This is a genomic window from Shewanella sp. SR43-4 (genome assembly GCF_014163845.1).
Taxonomy (GTDB): Bacteria; Pseudomonadota; Gammaproteobacteria; order Enterobacterales; family Shewanellaceae; genus Shewanella; species Shewanella vesiculosa.
On the sequence record NZ_JACJEB010000007.1, the window covers coordinates 211,005 to 230,063 of the forward strand.

Below are 19,059 nucleotides of genomic sequence, written 5' to 3' on the forward strand. Positions count from 1 at the left end.
TGGTTTACATCATTTCACCTAAGTCAAAATAGCATTTTACTAAACGTATTGAATGCCTTAAGAGGGTTTTATAATGAAGGTTGATCCAAACAAAGAGAAAGCGCTAGCCGCCGTATTAAGCCAAATTGAAAAGCAATTTGGTAAAGGCTCAATTATGAAGTTGGGCGAAGATCGCACAATGGATGTTGAAACTATCTCTACCGGTTCGCTTTCATTGGATATCGCACTTGGTGCGGGTGGTTTACCAATGGGACGTATCGTTGAGATTTACGGCCCAGAGTCATCAGGTAAAACCACATTAACTCTTGAAGTGATTGCCGCAGCGCAACGCGAAGGTAAAACCTGTGCGTTTATTGATGCTGAACATGCTCTTGACCCAATTTATGCCAAAAAGCTAGGCGTAGATATTGATAACTTACTTTGTTCACAGCCAGATACAGGCGAACAAGCACTAGAAATTTGTGATGCGTTAACGCGTTCAGGTGCGGTAGACGTAATCGTTGTCGATTCTGTTGCAGCATTAACACCAAAAGCAGAAATTGAAGGTGAAATTGGTGATTCGCATATGGGCCTTGCCGCTCGTATGATGAGCCAAGCGATGCGCAAACTTGCTGGTAACCTTAAGCAATCAAACACACTGCTTATTTTTATTAACCAAATTCGTATGAAAATTGGTGTAATGTTTGGTAGCCCAGAAACGACCACAGGTGGTAATGCACTTAAATTCTACGCATCTGTTCGTTTAGATATTCGTCGTACCGGTGCGATTAAAGATGGCGATGAAGTCATCGGTAATGAAACTCGCGTTAAAGTGGTTAAAAATAAGATTGCAGCTCCATTTAAGCAAGCTGAATTCCAGATCCTTTATGGACAAGGTATTAACCGTACCGGCGAACTAGTTGACTTAGGTGTTGCACACAAGCTGGTTGATAAAGCCGGTGCTTGGTACAGCTACAAAGGCGAAAAAATTGGTCAAGGCCGTGCCAATGCTGGTAAATTTTTGACTGAAAATCCAGCTATTGCCGATGAAATTAATACCACTCTTCGTGGCATGTTATTGAATGGTGGTGCTAACTCATCAGACTCAACCACTGAAAGTGATGAGAATATTGACCTTGAAACAGGTGAAGTATTCTAAATTAGCCAGTCATATTTATCGCGGTAGCGCTTCTGCGCGCCGCGAAAATTCCCGCCATAGAGTCGCCTCGTTACACGCACTCACCATCTTTTACACTCACCATATTTTAAAAGCCATCCAGTCTAAATGTTGCAGATAATGGCAAACTCAGCGCCTTTTAAGTGACACTTGTTATGCGCAATGGCTAATCATGCCAGCTATAGTCAACACCGCTTTAAGCAAACAAAATATCTAAAGCCTTTAAAGCCCTTGGTAAGCATTTATTTGTGTTTGCTAATGTTAAGGTGATTGAATCATTTTTAAGTAAAGTTGGGTACATTGAGAAATGTACGGCGACAAGTTGCTCTATCAAATGTCGGTTAGGCTAAATAGCATCCTTTTTAATCACATCCTTTTTAATCACATTATTTCTTATCACATCACGATTCTGCTGATTACCAGACTCGCCAAAATGTTAACTATTTTGGTTTCTTATGCGTTTGATTTGGTTGCTTATCAGATTGATTAGTCAAATTATGTCCTAGCTATGATCAACGAGCTTATTTATAGACAAGATAGAAATGCATATTCCGCTTAAATAATCAGTGGAGTGAGTTCGCTATCTCCGTCGTTATCGGGCCAGTAGATCGTTATTCTATCGATTTTGTCGAGATTATAATCAACTGACTCAACTCGCTTCTTTCGACAAATTCAGTATATAATGCCTACATTTACTAGCTTGCATATCAAGCTCGTTACTTTTGTATTTTCTCTATTCAGGGCCATTTCATGTTTCAGACTACAGCAGAGTTAAGAAGTGCATTTTTAAAGTACTTTGAAGATAACGGACATCAGGTTGTTGATAGCAGCTCGCTCGTTCCCACTAACGACCCAACACTGTTATTTACCAATGCGGGTATGAATCAGTTTAAAGATGTGTTCCTCGGTATGGATAAGCGCAACTATAGCCGAGCAACAACATCACAACGTTGCGTTCGTGCTGGTGGTAAACATAACGATTTAGACAATGTGGGTTATACCGCTCGTCACCACACTTTTTTTGAAATGTTGGGTAATTTCAGTTTTGGCGATTATTTTAAAGAAGATGCGATCCGTTTTGCATGGACCTTTTTAACTGAAACCCTCAAGCTGCCAAAAGATCGCTTATGTGTCACCATTTATGAAACAGATGACGAAGCCTATGAACTTTGGACGCAAAAAATTGGTGTTGCACCTGAAAATATGATCCGTATTGGTGATAATAAAGGTGGCGCGTTTGCGTCTGATAACTTCTGGCAGATGGGTGATACCGGACCTTGTGGCCCATGTAGCGAAATTTTCTATGATCATGGCGATCATATCTGGGGTGGTCGTCCTGGTACGCCTGAAGAAGACGGCGATCGCTTTATTGAAATCTGGAATATTGTATTTATGCAATATAACCGTCAAGCCGACGGTGAAATGTTGCCATTGCCTAAACCTTCGGTTGATACAGGTATGGGCATTGAGCGTATTGCAGCAATTATGCAAGGTGTGCATTCAAACTACGAAATCGATATCTTTAAACAACTCATCGCAAAAACGGCTGAAATTATTGGTGTATCTGATTTAGAAAATAAATCATTACGGGTTATTGCTGATCATATACGTTCTTGTGCATTTTTAATTGCCGATGGGGTTATGCCATCAAACGAAGGCCGTGGTTATGTATTGCGTCGTATTATTCGTCGCGCAGTTCGTCACGGTAATAAGCTTGGTGCTACCGATGCATTTTTCTATAAGTTAGTCCCAACACTCATTAGCGTTATGGGTGATGCAGCTAATGGTTTAAAACAAACACAAGCCATTGTTGAAAAAGCCTTAAAAGCAGAAGAAGAGCAGTTTGCTCGTACACTTGAGCGTGGCTTGGTGATTTTGGATAGTGCGCTAAATACGCTACAAGGTAATACTTTAGATGGTGAAACGGTATTTAAACTGTATGACACTTATGGCTTTCCAGTTGATTTAACCGCTGATGTTTGTCGTGAACGTGATATTAATGTTGATGAAGCAGGCTTTGAAGTCGCAATGGCGGAGCAAAGAAGTCGCGCACAAGCCGCAGGTAACTTTGGCGCAGATTATAATAGCCAATTAATTATCGACGCCGAAACCGCATTCAGTGGTTATACCGAGTTAACTGGTCAGCCTAATGTGATTGGTTTATATGTTGACGGTAAAGCGGTTGATACTGTGGTTGCCGGTCAAGATGCCGTTGTTGTGCTAGATAATACGCCATTCTATGCAGAGTCAGGTGGACAGGTGGGCGATAAAGGTCAACTGACAGCTGAAGGTTTACTGTTTATTGTTAACGACACGCAAAAGTTTGGCCCTGCTATTGGTCATGAAGGTCAATTAAGCCAAGGCAAATTAGTTATTGGTCAGCAGTTAATTGCGCAAGTGGATAAAAATTTACGTCATCGTACTCAGTTAAATCATTCCGTCACTCACTTACTGCATGCTGCATTACGTCAAGTGTTAGGCTCGCATGTGTCTCAGAAGGGCTCATTAGTTAACCCTGAGCGCTTACGTTTTGACTTTGCTCATTTTGAAGCGGTTAAAGCTTCAGAGTTAAAAGCGGTTGAAGATCTAGTCAATGCTCAAATTCGCCGTAACCATGAACTTTGCACCACTGAAATGGCCATTGACGAAGCCAAAGAAAAAGGCGCTATGGCATTATTTGGTGAGAAATACGATGACCAAGTCCGCGTGGTGACTATGGGGGATTTCTCTATCGAGCTATGTGGTGGTACTCATGTTGGCCGTACTGGTGATATTGGGTTATTTAAAATCACTTCTGAGGGCGGTATTGCTGCCGGTGTGCGTCGTATTGAGGCTGTCACAGGTATCGCAGCAATGGCTTATATTGCCGATCAACAAGCAGTATTAGATGAAGCTGCGCAATTACTTAAATCAGACAGTGCTTCAGTAGTGGCTAAGTTAAAAGCCCAGTTAGATAAAGTGAAGCAATTAGAAAAAGATTTGTCGCAGTTAAAAGATAAGTTAGCTGCAGCAGCCAGTGCCGATATGGCGGGTGATGCAGTCGACATCAATGGGGTTAAGTTGTTAGTTAAGCAGCTTGATGGCATTGATCCTGGTTCACTTCGTGGTTTACAAGATGAGCTGAAACAAAAGCTTAAATCTGCGATTATTGTCTTAGGTACGTCTAAAGACGGTAAAGTTAATTTAATTGCTGGTGTCAGCAATGATTTAACTAAAAAAGTTAAAGCGGGTGAGTTAGTGGCAATGGTCGCACAGCAGGTTGGCGGTAAGGGCGGCGGACGCCCAGATATGGCTCAAGCGGGTGGTACTCAGCCTGAGAATTTAGCCGCTGCATTAGCCTTGGTTGCACCTTGGGTAAACGAACGTTTAAGCTAATTAAATCTGTAAATTAACGATTTATCGGCAATTGAGTCATAAAGTCTACTATATGAAGCTTTATGACTTGAGTGCTATCAGTAGATTTGGCATAGTGAACTAACTTGCTAACAGTAAAAGCGTTTAAAAGGATTACCAGTGTCAGACAATGCTTTTTTTTGTGCTCAAGTGTAGTACTCTGATTTGGTATTTGTTTTCCATTGCTAGCGTTTTTGTTGTTGGTTTGCCGTATTGGATTGTTTAACCAGCGAGTCGTATCGTGAATGTGATTAATTGACGGTTAACCTCGTTTCAAAAGATGAAAATCATCAAGTTTTATGATTTCTTAAGAGAATATGCTTTATAAACCGACGTATTCAGAAATTGATACTATGATTTTATGTAAAGCAGACCTTATAATGAGCGCATATTACGGATAAAGCGTGTTATGCAGATTGAACTTAAAGGAGCAGTCGAATGCTAATTTTGACTCGTCGTGTAGGCGAAACATTAATGATCGGTGACGAAGTCACAGTTACTGTGTTAGGTGTTAAAGGTAACCAGGTACGTATCGGTGTCAATGCACCTAAAGAAGTATCTGTTCATCGTGAAGAGATCTATCAACGTATTCAGTCTGAGAAGTCAGGTACCCCTTCTGAAGGTGGTAATTACTAAGTTCGAGCATATTTGATCGATATCAAAAAGTCAGCATTTGCTGACTTTTTTGTTTTCTGCATGTGAGATATTTCTGGCGGTTAAACAGGGCGGTTAAGTTTATATCCAGTATGGTTAGTCAAAGCGCTGCATATTATTTAAGTTAAGGCTTACTCGCATCTGTGTACCACAGCAGAGTGATTATATTGATAATAGATAGCACATTCATCGATACACGGGCGAAGACTAAATACAGGAGCGCTCAGGCGTGTTAGTTGCCCTTTCTTCAACGACGAGCCTAATCCGCTATCGTAGTGATCCAATAGCAGGATGCCTATTCTATGTTGCAAAGCAAAATGCTTTGTCTCTTGGCTTACCCTCCAGACGAGATTGAAGTATTAGCTCTACGCGAGTGATATTAAAAACAGCCTCCATGGCTTTGATTAAGATCTTGTTGAAGTATCTTACTGACACTCTAATATGAGCATTGGAAATCGCTTGGTTTTATTGTGTTGAGTCAGCATTAATCTATCTCAAAGGTTTTACCCTAGTTGTTCTGGCATTAAGTGGTCAATTATCGTTCAGATTATCAACTACATAAAAAATACTTAAACCGTTCATGTTAATCATTATGGTCACATTAATTATGACAAATGGCCTGGCGAAATTTTAATCTTCAAAACCTCGTCTAAGTTAGTTAATTGATATGCTGATAATGTCGTTTGTAAAAAAAGTTTTTTATCGCTAAATTTCTAACAGACTTAACAGCGAGATAATGAGATGAAGGAAGATTATTTAAATCAATTTTCACTGAAAAGACCACTGTTTTTGTGACTATTTGAGTCTATTATCCCCAATGTGCTTAAAAACACTCCAAATGAAGTTAGGTTTCCTAAAAAGGGTTTGACTTATTTTCATCAAACAGTAATATGTGCGCCAAGAAACGGAGAGGTGGCCGAGTGGCCGAAGGCGCTCCCCTGCTAAGGGAGTATGGGCTTTAAATCCCATCGAGGGTTCGAATCCCTCCTTCTCCGCCATTTCTTACGATAGATATACGATGCGGATGTAGCTCAGCTGGATAGAGTACCTGGCTACGAACCAGGCGGTCGGAGGTTCGACTCCTCCCATCCGCACCATTATCTATTATAGTGTTAAACATGAATGCGCGTGTAGCTCAGCTGGATAGAGTACCTGGCTACGAACCAGGCGGTCGGAGGTTCGACTCCTCCCACGCGCACCATTCATGTTTCACTAAAACCCAATTTATGCGCGTGTAGCTCAGCTGGATAGAGTACCTGGCTACGAACCAGGCGGTCGGAGGTTCGACTCCTCCCACGCGCACCATATATTGCGGAGAGGTGGCCGAGTGGCCGAAGGCGCTCCCCTGCTAAGGGAGTATGGGCTTTAAATCCCATCGAGGGTTCGAATCCCTCCTTCTCCGCCATTCATTAAGTATAGTTAGCAGTTTAATGCTAACTACAGCGATACTGATGAATGGCATGTTGTAACGATTTTGCGCGTGTAGCTCAGCTGGATAGAGTACCTGGCTACGAACCAGGCGGTCGGAGGTTCGACTCCTCCCACGCGCACCATAATAAAAAAGCCCTGCATTATTGCAGGGCTTTTTTTATGGTTCATTTTTAGACTATTTTCTTATCCACGCCTAAGCCCTTTATCAACAAAAGCTGATATTTACATCTTTATTCACTTATCTCCCAAGTCGTGATTTGTTATTCATTTTATCAAGCTGTTAAATCAATAAAATATGACTCATATCGTTGTTCTTATCATGGTTTTACTAATTTAAAGCTTATTAAGCGAAATTCATTGATGATTTAATAAATTATGCCTGTATTTATTGAGATTTATTGATCCAACCTCATCTAATATCACTAATTTGGTAAGACCAATTTACAAAAAGATAGCATTGTGGCGCTAATTTGTTTATATTTTGTGACGGTTTTTTGGGTTTTAATCTCAGTTTGCTATTTTACCATGAAAATACAACTTCATTGAATACGCGTTCAATATGAATATTTATGCTTTATTGAATAGTTGATGCGCTTTATGTAATCGTTAACGGTGTTCCTGTCTTGGTGCAGGTTTGTGATATTGCACCGCGATCGCGCATTAGCGCACGATACATAATAGCCAGCGCGATAGTTTGATGTTTACTAGAAAAAGTGAGGACACATGACATCGATATCAGAGCAGTTATCTGATGCACTTGGCATTATGGTAATGGGCATGGGCTTAGTATTTATTTTTTTGAGTATTTTAATTATTGGTATTGGCATTGTTGCCAAGCTTTTTCCTGCACCTATCGAGGAGCCTGTCACTGGGCCAGCAACGACAGGTTGTGCAAAAACCGTTGGGATAGATCCTAAGTTGGTTGCCGCTATCACTTCTGCGATACATCAATACCGCGCAAAATAATTTTGGAGTCATTATGATCAAGCCGTTAGCATTAACCGATGTTGTCCTGCGTGACGCACACCAATCAATACTCGCAACACGTTTACGTATTGACGATATGTTACCTATTGCACCACTGTTAGACAAAATAGGCTTTTGGTCTCTTGAGTCATGGGGAGGGGCCACATTTGACTCTTGTATTCGCTATTTAGGTGAAGACCCTTGGGATCGCATTCGTGAACTCAAAAAAGCTATGCCTAATACCCCGCAGCAAATGTTGCTTCGAGGCCAAAATTTATTAGGTTATCGTCATTATGCCGATGATGTTGTTACGCGTTTTGTCGAACGAGCGCATGCCAATGGTGTCGATGTATTTCGTATTTTTGATGCGATGAACGACGTGCGTAATCTTGAAACCGCGGTTAAAGCGGTTAAAAATGTTGGCGGTCATGCTCAAGGAACAATTTCTTTCACTACTAGCCCAGTTCATTCTGTTGATACTTGGGTCGATATGGCAAAGCGTTTAGAAGATATGGGCGCTGATTCATTATGCATTAAAGACATGGCTGGTTTACTTAAACCGATGCAAGCTTACGATCTGATCAGCCGTTTAAAATCGCAAACCGACCTAATGGTGTCGATGCATTGTCATGCAACAACGGGCCTGAGCACGGCTACATATCAAAAAGCCATTGAAGCGGGTGTTGATGTGCTCGATACCGCTATCTCTTCAATGAGCCAAACTTACGGCCACAGCGCCACAGAAACCTTAGTGGCTATGGTTGAAGATACTGACAGAGCAACCGGTTACGATATGGTGTTGCTAGAAGAGATTGCCGCTTACTTTCGTGAGGTGCGTAAAAAGTATGTGCGTTTCGAAGGTGCATTAAAAGGTATCGACTCACGTATTTTACGCGCTCAAGTGCCTGGTGGCATGTTAACCAACATGGAAAATCAATTAAAAGAGCAGGGCGCTGCTGATAAAATGGATGCCGTGCTTGAGGAGATCCCGCGGGTGCGTGAAGACTTAGGATTTCTTCCATTAGTCACCCCAACATCACAAATTGTTGGTTCGCAATCGGTGATTAACGTATTAATGGGCGAGCGTTATAAGTCCATGACCAAAGAAACCGAAGGCGTGCTCAAAGGCGAATACGGTGCGACGCCAGCGCCGGTTAATGCTGAGCTTCAGGCAAGAGTGTTAAAAGGCGAGCAGCCTATTACTTGTCGGCCGGCAGATTTGATTGCACCCGAACTCGACAAACTACGTACTGAATTAGCTGAAATATCTGCAGATCAAGGTATCTCGTTAGCTGCAGACGTTGACGATGATGTAATGACTTACGCCTTGTTCAATCAAATTGGTCTGCAATTTCTTAAAAATCGCGGTAATCCGGATGCATTTGAACCTATACCAAGCGCCGACGATCTTAACGTTAAAGTCGATAGCGGCCCTGCAACGTATCGCGTCAATGTAGAAGGTCAGCATTTTGTCGTCGAAGTCAGCGAAGGAGGGGAAATAAGTCACATTGCGCCAGCTTCCGCTTCAGCCGCGCCAGCAGTTGCAACGCCAACTCAAATTGCCTCACCGCCTGCAGGCGAGGTTAAGTGCACTATGGCTGCGCCATTATCGGGTAATATTTTTAAAGTGCTAGTGAGCAATGGTCAAGCGGTAACAAGCGGTGAAGTGATCATCATCCTTGAAGCAATGAAAATGGAAACTGAAATTCGCGCTCAACAAGATGGTGTTGTCACTCAGTTAGTAGTTAAACAAGGTGACAGTGTAACCGTAGGTTCAGCATTGTTATCATTAGCATAAGAGGTCGAGATGGAAGGATTATTGGCCTTTTGGGCAGAAACGGGTATCGCTAACTTTACTGGTGGCCAGCTGCTAATGATGGCTGTTGGTTGTTTGTTATTATTTTTAGCAATAATGAAAGGTTTTGAACCGTTATTATTATTACCCATTGGATTTGGGGCAATATTAGCCAACATTCCTAATGCCGGCTTTACTGATGAAGGTGGTTTATTATTTTACGCTTATCATGTTGGGATCGAGACTGGGGTGTTCCCGTTACTCATCTTCATGGGTGTCGGTGCATTAACTGATTTCGGCGCACTAATTGCTAACCCTAAAACGCTACTACTGGGTGCGGCTGCACAATTTGGTATTTTTGCCACCTTGCTCGGTGCTATTGCCTTAAATTGGGTGCCTGGGTTTGAGTTTAGTATGCAAGATGCTGCAGCCATTGCGATTATTGGTGGTGCAGACGGTCCAACGGCGATTTTCTTAGCCTCTAAACTCGCGCCAGAATTGTTAGGGGCAATTGCTGTTGCTGCATATTCATATATGGCACTCGTGCCGCTTATTCAGCCGCCAATTATGAAACTGCTCACGACCAAAGCCGAGCGTGAAATCAAAATGGAGCAATTGCGTGAGGTCAGTAAGAAAGAGAAAATTATTTTCCCACTGATGGTGCTTGGTTTAACCATTTTGTTTTTACCCGCGGCAACGCCCTTAATTGGCATGTTCTGCTTGGGTAATTTAATGCGCGAATCTGGCGTGGTTGATCGTTTATCAAAAACAGCTCAGAACGAGTTAATCAATATCGTAACGATCTTTTTAGGTCTAGCCGTTGGATCTAAGTTATCTGCGGATCAATTTCTACGTATCGAAACGTTAGGTATTTTAATCCTGGGGGCGGTTGCGTTCAGCATTGGTACCGCTTCTGGTGTATTGATGGCTAAATTAATGAGTAAGCTTTCTGGTGGAAAAATTAATCCACTTATTGGTGCCGCTGGGGTTTCTGCTGTGCCAATGGCTGCCCGTGTGGTTAATAAAGTTGGTTTAGAGGCTAACAACCAAAACTTCTTGCTGATGCACGCGATGGGACCTAACGTTGCCGGTGTTTTGGGCAGTGCTGTCGCTGCTGGTGTGTTATTGGCTGTTTTGGGCTAAAGCGTCTATTTTCTGCTTAAGCAGACTCATCGAAATGCAGCCTAAATCTTAATGGCTTTAGGCTGTTTAGTGAGTCTACTAAGTTGATTTGATTCGTCTGTTTACTGTTGATTATTATGGGGATGGTGGGATTTTAATGGTCTAATTTTGCTTAGCTGTTTTAATCTTTAAAGCGGTTACTGTGGTATTTAGTCGTACGAAGAGAGATTTGTCTTTGCAATTAATAGCAATAAGCCAGCACGATAAAGTGCTGGCTTATTCATTTATACAATATTGTTTTCGGTGTTATTAAGCTGTTTGTTCAATTGGCTTGTCATCCGAGTAAAACTGTTCAACATCAAGCTGACCTTCGCTCTTACCAATAACAACCGCGGTCATCATGTCGCCAGTGACATTCGTTGCCGTGCGGATCATGTCAATAATACGGTCAATAGCCGCAATAAAGGCGATACCTTCAAGTGGTAAGCCTATTACGCCTAATGTCACAGTTAACATCACCATCGCGCTACCTGGCACACCTGCGGTACCGACAGAAGCAACCGTTGCCGTGACTGCAATTAACATATAGTCAGTCATGTCGAGCGGGATACCGTAAATTTGTGCAATAAAAATGGCGGCAATCGCAGGGTAAATACCACCACAACCGTCCATGTTCATTGTTGCGCCCAAGGGTAATACAAACGCACTGTATCGTTTTGATACGCCCATCGCCTCTGAACAACGGGTACTGGCAGGTAAGGTTCCGAAACTTGATGCAGTACTGAAGGCTACGATTTGCGCTGGCATGGCTTTACGGAAAAACTGCACAGGACTTAACCCTGCAGCAAACTTTACTAACCCGCCGTAAACAAAAATGATATGGATGAGTGCGGCAATATAAATCGCCATAATAAACTTACCTAATGGTAATAATGTGCTCAAACCATACTCACCTACAACCCACGCCATTAGGCCAAATACGCCAATTGGTGTCAGTTTTAGCACCATACGAGTTAATTGAAACATCACTTCAGCACCAGCTTCAATAACGTTCTTTAACGGTGCGGCTTTTTCGCCGACTGCATTAATGGCAATACCAACTAGCGCGGCAAATACGATGATTTGCAACACATTGCCATCAGCTAATGATGCAAACGGATTGACTGGGATCATGTTGAGCAACACTTGGGCGAAGCCTGGAATATCACGCTCGCGTACCTCTGTTGTGGCTAAAGCAAGATTGCCGCCCATATCGATCAGACTGCCGACCGTTAAGCCAATAAATGAAGCAATTGTGCCGGTAAACATAAACATGGCTAACGTTTTAAAGCTTAAACGCTTTAAATTACCCTGCGAGCCTAGAGAGGTAATGCTGACCACAATGGCACAAAATACTAAAGGCGCGACCAGCATTTTAATGGCACTAATAAACAAATCACCCAGCGGTTTTAACATTATCGCCGATTCGCCTAATCCGACACCTGTGAGTGTGCCTAAAACAAAGCCAGCAATGACTTTCTGCCAAAAAGGGATGCGTTTGAGGGTTTGCAATATCATGAAAGTTCCAAATTATGTCATTATGGCGCTACTCAATTTGAGTAGACAAGGTCGTTGTGCGAGACTCATTATGTTTATTAATGAGTTATGAATTACTAAAAAGTTAACCCCTTTATTGGCGACATCGTGCGATATTACTGGCTAGTCTTTAAAAAAATAGCCGGTGTTAACGCTTAATAACGATCAATTAAATTCGTTAAGGTTAATAAATATTAATCGTATTGTATGAAGTGATCGAATGACAAACAACGTTATTTTATTATAACTTATAAGAATAAATAAATTTGTTATTATAACTTTAAGTATTTCACTCCCTATTAACGTATTTGCATGATAACGACTTTAATTTTGTCAGTTGAGTCAGAAAAGCTTGCGTTTTTTGCGTAATTCATCGTTTTACCACTAGGGTGTTCAGGCCAATATCTTGGCCTAAGATACATCATTTTAATATTGATACACTGGATCTTGAGCGAGATATGTTGGGCTTATATACATATTAAAGGTCCAATAAAAATAAATTGAATAGTGAACATAATGAAACTATTAATGCGTATTAAGGTCTATTGATGACAAATTTATGGTTAATGTTCAGCGGTGCGTTTTTAGCCGCCACCTTACTGCCTGGTGGCTCTGAAGTCTTACTGGTAGCTTTACTTAATCAAACCCCCTCTTCATGGCTTGAATTATTGATACTGGCTAGTATCGGAAATACACTCGGGGCGATAACCAGTTATGGTCTTGGTCGAGCAGGGCGATTAGCCAAAAATCCTCAAGATATTCAAAGCCGACAATATCGTTATGCGCTTGCGTGGATAGAAAAATATGGTACGTGGGCGTTACTGTTATCTTGGTTACCAATAATTGGTGATTTATTATGTTTACTGGCTGGATGGCTTAAAATTCCTATTGTGCCGGCATCATTTTTTATGTTTGTCGGTAAGCTTATCCGTTATAGCCTCATAGTGTTACTGGTGATGTATTCGGTCGATTTTTGATAGCCATTATCTGTGTAACCGTCATGGTTATATTTGTTATAAAAGGAAGGAATCAGTTTTGAAACTAAATGTAAATAAATGGATACTGGCTGCTGCCATCAGCGCAGCGTTGAGTGGTTGTGCATACAACGCTCAGCAAGCATCGAGTTTACCCCAAGGTGTCACCTTAATCGAAATCGCGACCCCGCAAGAAAACCAAGTGAGTATTCCCTATAAAAAATATCAGTTAGCCAATGGTTTAACGGTTATTTTACATCAAGATAAGTCAGATCCTTTGGCTCATGTCGATGTGACTTATCATGTGGGATCGGCGCGAGAACTAGCAGGGCGCAGTGGTTTTGCCCATTTATTTGAGCACATGATGTTTCAAGGTTCACAGCACGTTGAGGATGAACAACATTTTAAAGTGGTGACCGAAGCGGGCGGAACATTAAACGGCAGTACTAATACTGATAGAACCAATTACTTTGAAACGGTTCCGAGTAACCAGTTAGAAAAAATGCTGTGGTTAGAGTCGGATCGTATGGGTTTTTTACTGCCAGCGCTCACCAGCGAAAAATTTGAGGTGCAACGTGAAACCGTTAAAAATGAGCGCGCACAGCGCATCGATAACCGCCCTTATGGTCGTTTGAATGAACGTTTTAACCAAGCATTCTATCCCGCTAGCCATCCTTATTCATGGCCTGTTATTGGTTGGCCAGACGATTTAGATCGCGCCACAGTCGATGACGTTAAACATTTTTTCCAACGTTGGTATGGACCTAACAATGCCACCTTAACCATTGGTGGTGACATTGATGAAATGCAAACATTGGCGTGGGTGAATAAATATTTTGGGGAAATTCCAGCGGGACCAGTCGTCAAGCCTGAAGCGAAAACCATGGTCACATTGGATAAAACTCGCTATATCTCGATGGAAGATAAAGTACACCTACCGCTTATTTACGTCGGGTTTCCAACCGTTTATGCGCAGCACAAAGACGAGGCAGCCCTCGATTTACTGGCTAATATTCTTGGCGGCGGTAAAACATCACTGATTTATAAGAATTTAGTTAAAGATGGCTATGCAGTGCAAGCTGCGGTCAGTCATCCATGCCAAGAGCTGGCCTGTCAGTTATCACTTTATGCAGTGGCCAATCCCGCTAAAGGTGGCAGTCTTGCCGATCTTGAAACTCGAATTAATCAGACTATCAATGAGTTTGAACAACGTGGCGTAACCGACGATGACTTACAAAAAGTGAAAGTGCAGTTCGAAGCAAATACTATTTTTGGTATGCAGAGTGTGGCCGGTAAAGTGTCCACCCTTGCTGCGAACCAAACCTTCTTTGGTCAGCCTGACATGGTGGCATCTGATTTAGCTCGTTATGCTAACGTCACCAAAGCCGATGTGATGCGCGTTTTCAATACTTACATTAAAAACAAACCCATGGTGGTGATGAGTATTGTCCCTGAAGGGCAAACGCAATTGATTGCTCATGCAGACAATTTTATACCAACCACTATGCCTATTGCACAAGAAGCGGTCACAGGATTAACCGACATCACTTTTGCAAAGTCTTCATTTAATCGCAATAAAATGCCTTCATCTGCTGCAGCACCTTTGTTAACCGTTCCGCAATTGTGGGACAGCAAGCTTGCCAATGGCATCGAAGTGATGGGCACTGAAAGTGATGAAACCCCAACCGTTGAACTGCTTATTTATCTTGATGGTGGTCATCGATTAGACCCAGCTAACAAAGCCGGTTTAGCAGAATTAACTGCATCTATGCTTAATGAGTCAAGCGAGCTGCGAAGCAGTGAAGATTTAGCTGGCGCGCTTGATATGCTTGGGTCATCCATTAGCTTCGGTTCCAGTGATTCACAAAGTTATATCAAGGTGTCGAGTTTGACCGAAAATCTTGATGCTACGCTGGCACTGGTTAAGGAGCGTTTGTTTAGTCCTGGTTTTGTTGCCGCTGATTTTGAACGGGTTAAGCAACAACAATTGCAAGGCTTACAACATCAGCTGTCCGATGCTAACTATCTCGCTAGCACGGGTTTTTCTGCTTTGTTGTATGGTGAAAATAGTCCGTTGGGCATTAGCAGTGATGGTACGATTAACACCATATCAGCGTTAACTCTTGATGATGTGAAGCAGTTTTATCATCAGCAGTACCGTGCCGGTAATGCTCAGATGGTGGTGGTATCAGACTTAAGCCAGCAGCAGATCATGCCGAAGTTGTCGATGTTTGCTCAGTGGCAAGGTGAGGCAACGCACTTTGCTGCATTACCTGCATTGCCAGCCCACCCTAAAAATATCGTTTATCTGATTGATAAACCGGGTGCGGCTCAATCGGTTATTAATATTGGTCAGGTGTCGTTACCCTATGATGCTACCGGTGATTTCTTTAAAGCCTATTTGATGAACTATCCATTAGGTGATGCGTTTAATAGTCGAGTTAATCTAAATTTACGTGAAGATAAAGGTTACACCTATGGTGCTCGCACTCAATTTAGTGGTGGTGAAGATACCGGTAAATTTATGGCTTATGCCAGTGTGAGAAGTGATGTCACAGGCTTATCTTTGGCTGAGTTTGTCAAAGAAATTAACGCTTACCAAGCGTCAGGTATGACAGACGAAGAAAGTGCCTTTATGCGCAGTTCAATTGCCCAAAGCCAAGCATTAGAATACGAAACACCGTATCAAAAAGCGGGCTTTTTAAGAATGATCCAACGCTATCAGTTAGCTCAAAATTTTACGGCTGAGCAAGACCAAATCGTCAACAGTATTTCGACGGATGAACTAAATAAATTGGCCAGTAAGTTACTTAATATCAACGATATGGTTATGTTGGTGGTGGGAGATAAAACCACAGTTGAACCGCAACTAAAAGCGCTAGGATATCAGGTTGAAATGGTCACGCTTGCTGACTAGTTGAACACTTGTTCCTAATAGGGTTAACAGTCGCCTTGAAATAAGTTAATGTTAACCCTATATAGATATAGCCCAAGCTATTTTAAAATTATCGTATGCTTTAATCGTAATATCATTCTGTGTCGGTTAATGAGTGAATAGCAGAGAATGTTTAAGGATCCATTAACGGTGACATAGAGTGTTGCCGTTTTTAATTTCACCCTCATAAACACGCTAATTATACTGAGTTACACTTTTTTCGCGTTTTCAGTAATAATCTCGTTTATTATCAGGTCCAGCTGTTTACTCGCAATGCGAATCCATAAAAGAGAGTAGTAAATTGAAGTCTTTCAATGAAAAAGTCGAACACTTAAGCGACACTCAAGGCCGTGAGGCTTTATTGGGCATGTCACGTGGTATTGAACGTGAAGCATTGCGTATTGATGAAAATGGCCATCTAGCACAAGACGAACACCCAAAAGCGCTTGGTTCTGCTCTTACTCATTCGCGTATCACTACCGATTATAGTGAAGCTTTATTAGAATTTATTACGCCGGTAAGCCACAGTGTTGATGAGTTATTAGATGGGTTAACCCAAACCCATGCATATAGTGTGCGCAATTTAAACGGTCAAAAATTGTGGCCTGTCAGCATGCCATGTTACGTCGGTGACGTCAGTGATATTCCGGTTGCACGTTATGGTAGTTCCAATAACGGTAAAATGAAAACGCTATACCGCAAAGGATTAACCCATCGCTATGGTGCGTTAATGCAAATTATTTCCGGGGTGCATTTTAATTTTTCTGTGTCGCAAGATTTATGGCAACGCCTGTATGACGACAAAATTGCTAATGGCAATGGCAGCGCTTGTTGCAGTAAAAATATTAGCCTTGAAGATTTTATCTCTGAATCCTACTTTGGCCTTATTCGAAATTATCGTCGTTTAGTGTGGGTATTACCGTATTTGTTTGGCTCGACGCCGGCATTATGCAGTTCGTTTATTAAAGATCAAGATGTCGATTTTGAGTTTCAAAAAACCGGTAAAGGCACCTTGTATCTGCCTTATGCAACGTCACTGCGCATGAGTGATTTAGGTTATACCAATAAAGAACAAGACACGCTGAATATTAGTTACAACTCATTGCCTGAATACCTTGAGGGTGTGGGCGCTGCGATTAAGATGCCCTCGAAAAGTTTTGCTAAAATCGGCATTAATGTCGATGGAGAGTATCGCCAACTCAACAGCAATATATTACAAATTGAAAATGAGTTTTACGCCCCCATACGCGCTAAGCGTGTGACCAAAAAAGGTGAAAAACCTTCACAAGCTTTATCGCGTGCAGGGGTTGAGTATATTGAAGTGCGCGCTTTGGATGTTAATCCATTTAGCCCTGTTGGTATTGACGCCACTCAAGTGCGTTTTCTTGATCTGTTCCTGTTGTATTGCCTATTATCTCCTTCTGAAAATACTGATGAGGTCGGTGAGGCTGAAATTGCCGCTAACTTAAAAGCCGTCGTATTAGAAGGCCGCAAGCCAGGACTTGAACTACAGCGTAATGGCAAAAATATTGGATTAACGCAATGGATGCATGAACTCTTTGCACAATTAGACACTATCGCTAAGCTGCTCGACGGCGATGATAGCTATGCCTACAAAACTGCATTGAATACTTGGTCAGAAGCCATTGATAACCCAAACAAAACGTTATCAGGGCGAGTGATGAATGAGGTCGTCCTTAAAGGTACCGATCACGGCGTGTGGGTTAAACAATTGGCTAATGATTACCACGAGTTTTTAAGCCATTACCCATTAAGTGATGAGATTACAAAATCTTATGAGGATGAGGCGAAAAAATCTTTACTTGAATTACAAAGTTTAGAGGCTCAACCACAAGATAATTTTGCGGTTTTCTTACAAAATTATTTTAATGATGTTGTTCCTGCTGGCACTTTTGAGGCGAAATAAGCGATGCAATTTTATTCATCTTGGCGAGCACTGCTGGTTGCGGGCGCGGCATTGGCTATTCAGGGCTGTGCCTCATCGCCAGATGATATGGTTGAATGTGGTACTGTGTCGAGCTATGTAGAGCCCGACAACAGTGCTAATTTATATCGTGTCGTGGTCACTCATTTAGACGGCGTGCCAGTTATTTCAAGACCGAATTATCTATTATCGCCAGGCGAACATACATTTACTGTGGCAGAACTGATTAACTCACCAGATTTGAAAGTGTCATTATCAGCTCGTAAGGTAAAAATGCTTTCGGTTAATGTCGTTGCCGAGCAGCAATACCATATAGCGGCTAAATTCAATACCGATAAAATCTATATTGGTCAAAATCAAGGCTATTGGCAGCCAATAGTTTGGCAAACCGAATTTCATCAATGTGAAATGAAACGCTAAGCATAATTGCATTGATTTTTAATTGATGTAAAACTAAATCCAGAATCAATATCTTAGGTGCTGGTAGAGGTGTTATGAAGTGTTTTTTAGGTATCGTTAGCGTTGTTTTATCTCTGTCATTAGCGGGCTGTGCCACTTCGCCTCCAAAAGAGCCTGATAATTTATGTTCTATTTTTAAAGAACATCGTTCGTGGTATGACGCAGCGGTTAATACACGTGAAAAATGGGGCGTGCCTGTACATGTTCCTTTAGCGATGATGTATCAAGAAAGTTCTTTCAAGCATAATGCTGCACCACCAATGGAATACTTTTTAGGTTTTATCCCCACAGGACGTGCCAGTGACGCTTATGGATATGCGCAAGCCAAAACCATGACTTGGAACGATTATGTTCGTGAAACAGGTAACAGTTGGTCTAGCCGCAGCGACTTTGACGATGCGATGGATTTTATGGGTTGGTTTATCTACAAAACAAATAAAATTAATGGTGTATCCAAGTGGGATGCTAAAAACCAATACTTAAATTACCATGAAGGCTGGGGCGGTTATAAACGTGGCAGCTATAAAGCCAAAAAATGGTTAGTCCCGGTAGCGAATAAAGTCGATCAACGTTCAAAACGTTATGCTGCGCAATATCATCAATGCAAAGAGAATTTAGATTCGTCATGGTTGTGGCGATTATTTTTTGATTAAC

General features: G+C 41.8%; 12 protein-coding genes and 6 tRNA genes. 17 read left to right on the forward strand and 1 reads right to left on the reverse strand.

Annotated features, from left to right (window positions below; all coding sequences use genetic code 11):
* Positions 1–73 precede the first annotated feature (73 nt).
* The 12 genes from recA (at position 74) to H5123_RS10400 (ending at position 10,538) form a co-directional block, all read left to right on the forward strand.
* On the forward strand, positions 74–1,138 hold the full coding sequence (gene recA, locus H5123_RS10345; protein WP_182697904.1) for a recombinase RecA: 1,065 nt from the start codon (positions 74–76) through the stop codon (positions 1,136–1,138).
* Positions 1,139–1,906: 768 nt separating this feature from the next.
* Positions 1,907–4,531: an alanine--tRNA ligase gene (gene alaS, locus H5123_RS10350; protein WP_182697905.1), complete on the forward strand. Its 2,625-nt coding sequence runs from the start codon at positions 1,907–1,909 to the stop codon at positions 4,529–4,531.
* A 456-nt stretch (positions 4,532–4,987) separates the two neighbouring features.
* A complete protein-coding gene (gene csrA / locus H5123_RS10355) occupies positions 4,988–5,185 on the forward strand; it encodes a carbon storage regulator CsrA (protein ID WP_011636538.1) in 198 nt (65 codons plus the stop codon).
* Positions 5,186–6,109: 924 nt separating this feature from the next.
* Positions 6,110–6,201: transfer RNA gene (locus H5123_RS10360), tRNA-Ser, on the forward strand.
* Between the two features lie 22 nt (positions 6,202–6,223).
* Positions 6,224–6,300: transfer RNA gene (locus H5123_RS10365), tRNA-Arg, on the forward strand.
* 27 nt (positions 6,301–6,327) lie between these two features.
* Positions 6,328–6,404, forward strand: a tRNA-Arg gene (locus H5123_RS10370).
* Positions 6,405–6,431: 27 nt separating this feature from the next.
* Positions 6,432–6,508 (forward strand) — tRNA-Arg (locus tag H5123_RS10375).
* Between the two features lie 8 nt (positions 6,509–6,516).
* A tRNA-Ser gene (locus H5123_RS10380) sits at positions 6,517–6,608 on the forward strand.
* A 71-nt stretch (positions 6,609–6,679) separates the two neighbouring features.
* Positions 6,680–6,756 (forward strand) — tRNA-Arg (locus H5123_RS10385).
* Between the two features lie 601 nt (positions 6,757–7,357).
* Positions 7,358–7,600, forward strand: a complete 243-nt coding sequence (locus tag H5123_RS10390; protein WP_124017572.1) for an OadG family transporter subunit — start codon at positions 7,358–7,360, stop codon at positions 7,598–7,600.
* 13 nt (positions 7,601–7,613) lie between these two features.
* Entirely contained in the window at positions 7,614–9,398 is a 1,785-nt protein-coding gene (gene oadA, locus H5123_RS10395) for a sodium-extruding oxaloacetate decarboxylase subunit alpha (protein ID WP_182697906.1), read from the forward strand.
* Positions 9,399–9,407: 9 nt separating this feature from the next.
* Complete coding sequence (locus H5123_RS10400; protein ID WP_124017570.1) at positions 9,408–10,538, forward strand: sodium ion-translocating decarboxylase subunit beta; 1,131 nt, start codon at positions 9,408–9,410, stop codon at positions 10,536–10,538.
* Positions 10,539–10,826: 288 nt separating this feature from the next.
* Here the strand turns inward: H5123_RS10400 and H5123_RS10405 are convergent, their stop codons facing one another.
* Complete coding sequence (locus tag H5123_RS10405) at positions 10,827–12,074, reverse strand: dicarboxylate/amino acid:cation symporter (protein WP_182697907.1); 1,248 nt, start codon at positions 12,072–12,074, stop codon at positions 10,827–10,829.
* Positions 12,075–12,640: 566 nt separating this feature from the next.
* On the opposite strand from H5123_RS10405, the gene H5123_RS10410 reads away from it, so the two are divergent.
* From H5123_RS10410 to H5123_RS10430, 5 genes are all read left to right on the forward strand, one after another.
* On the forward strand, positions 12,641–13,069 hold the full coding sequence (locus H5123_RS10410; protein WP_182697908.1) for a YqaA family protein: 429 nt from the start codon (positions 12,641–12,643) through the stop codon (positions 13,067–13,069).
* Positions 13,070–13,127: 58 nt separating this feature from the next.
* On the forward strand, positions 13,128–15,983 hold the full coding sequence (locus H5123_RS10415) for a pitrilysin family protein (protein WP_182697909.1): 2,856 nt from the start codon (positions 13,128–13,130) through the stop codon (positions 15,981–15,983).
* Between the two features lie 301 nt (positions 15,984–16,284).
* Entirely contained in the window at positions 16,285–17,928 is a 1,644-nt protein-coding gene (gene gshA, locus H5123_RS10420; protein WP_371696918.1) for a glutamate--cysteine ligase, read from the forward strand.
* Between the two features lie 3 nt (positions 17,929–17,931).
* Positions 17,932–18,366: a hypothetical protein gene (locus H5123_RS10425; RefSeq protein ID WP_182697911.1), complete on the forward strand. Its 435-nt coding sequence runs from the start codon at positions 17,932–17,934 to the stop codon at positions 18,364–18,366.
* 74 nt (positions 18,367–18,440) lie between these two features.
* Complete coding sequence (locus H5123_RS10430; protein ID WP_124017565.1) at positions 18,441–19,058, forward strand: hypothetical protein; 618 nt, start codon at positions 18,441–18,443, stop codon at positions 19,056–19,058.
* Position 19,059: the final 1 nt, after the last annotated feature.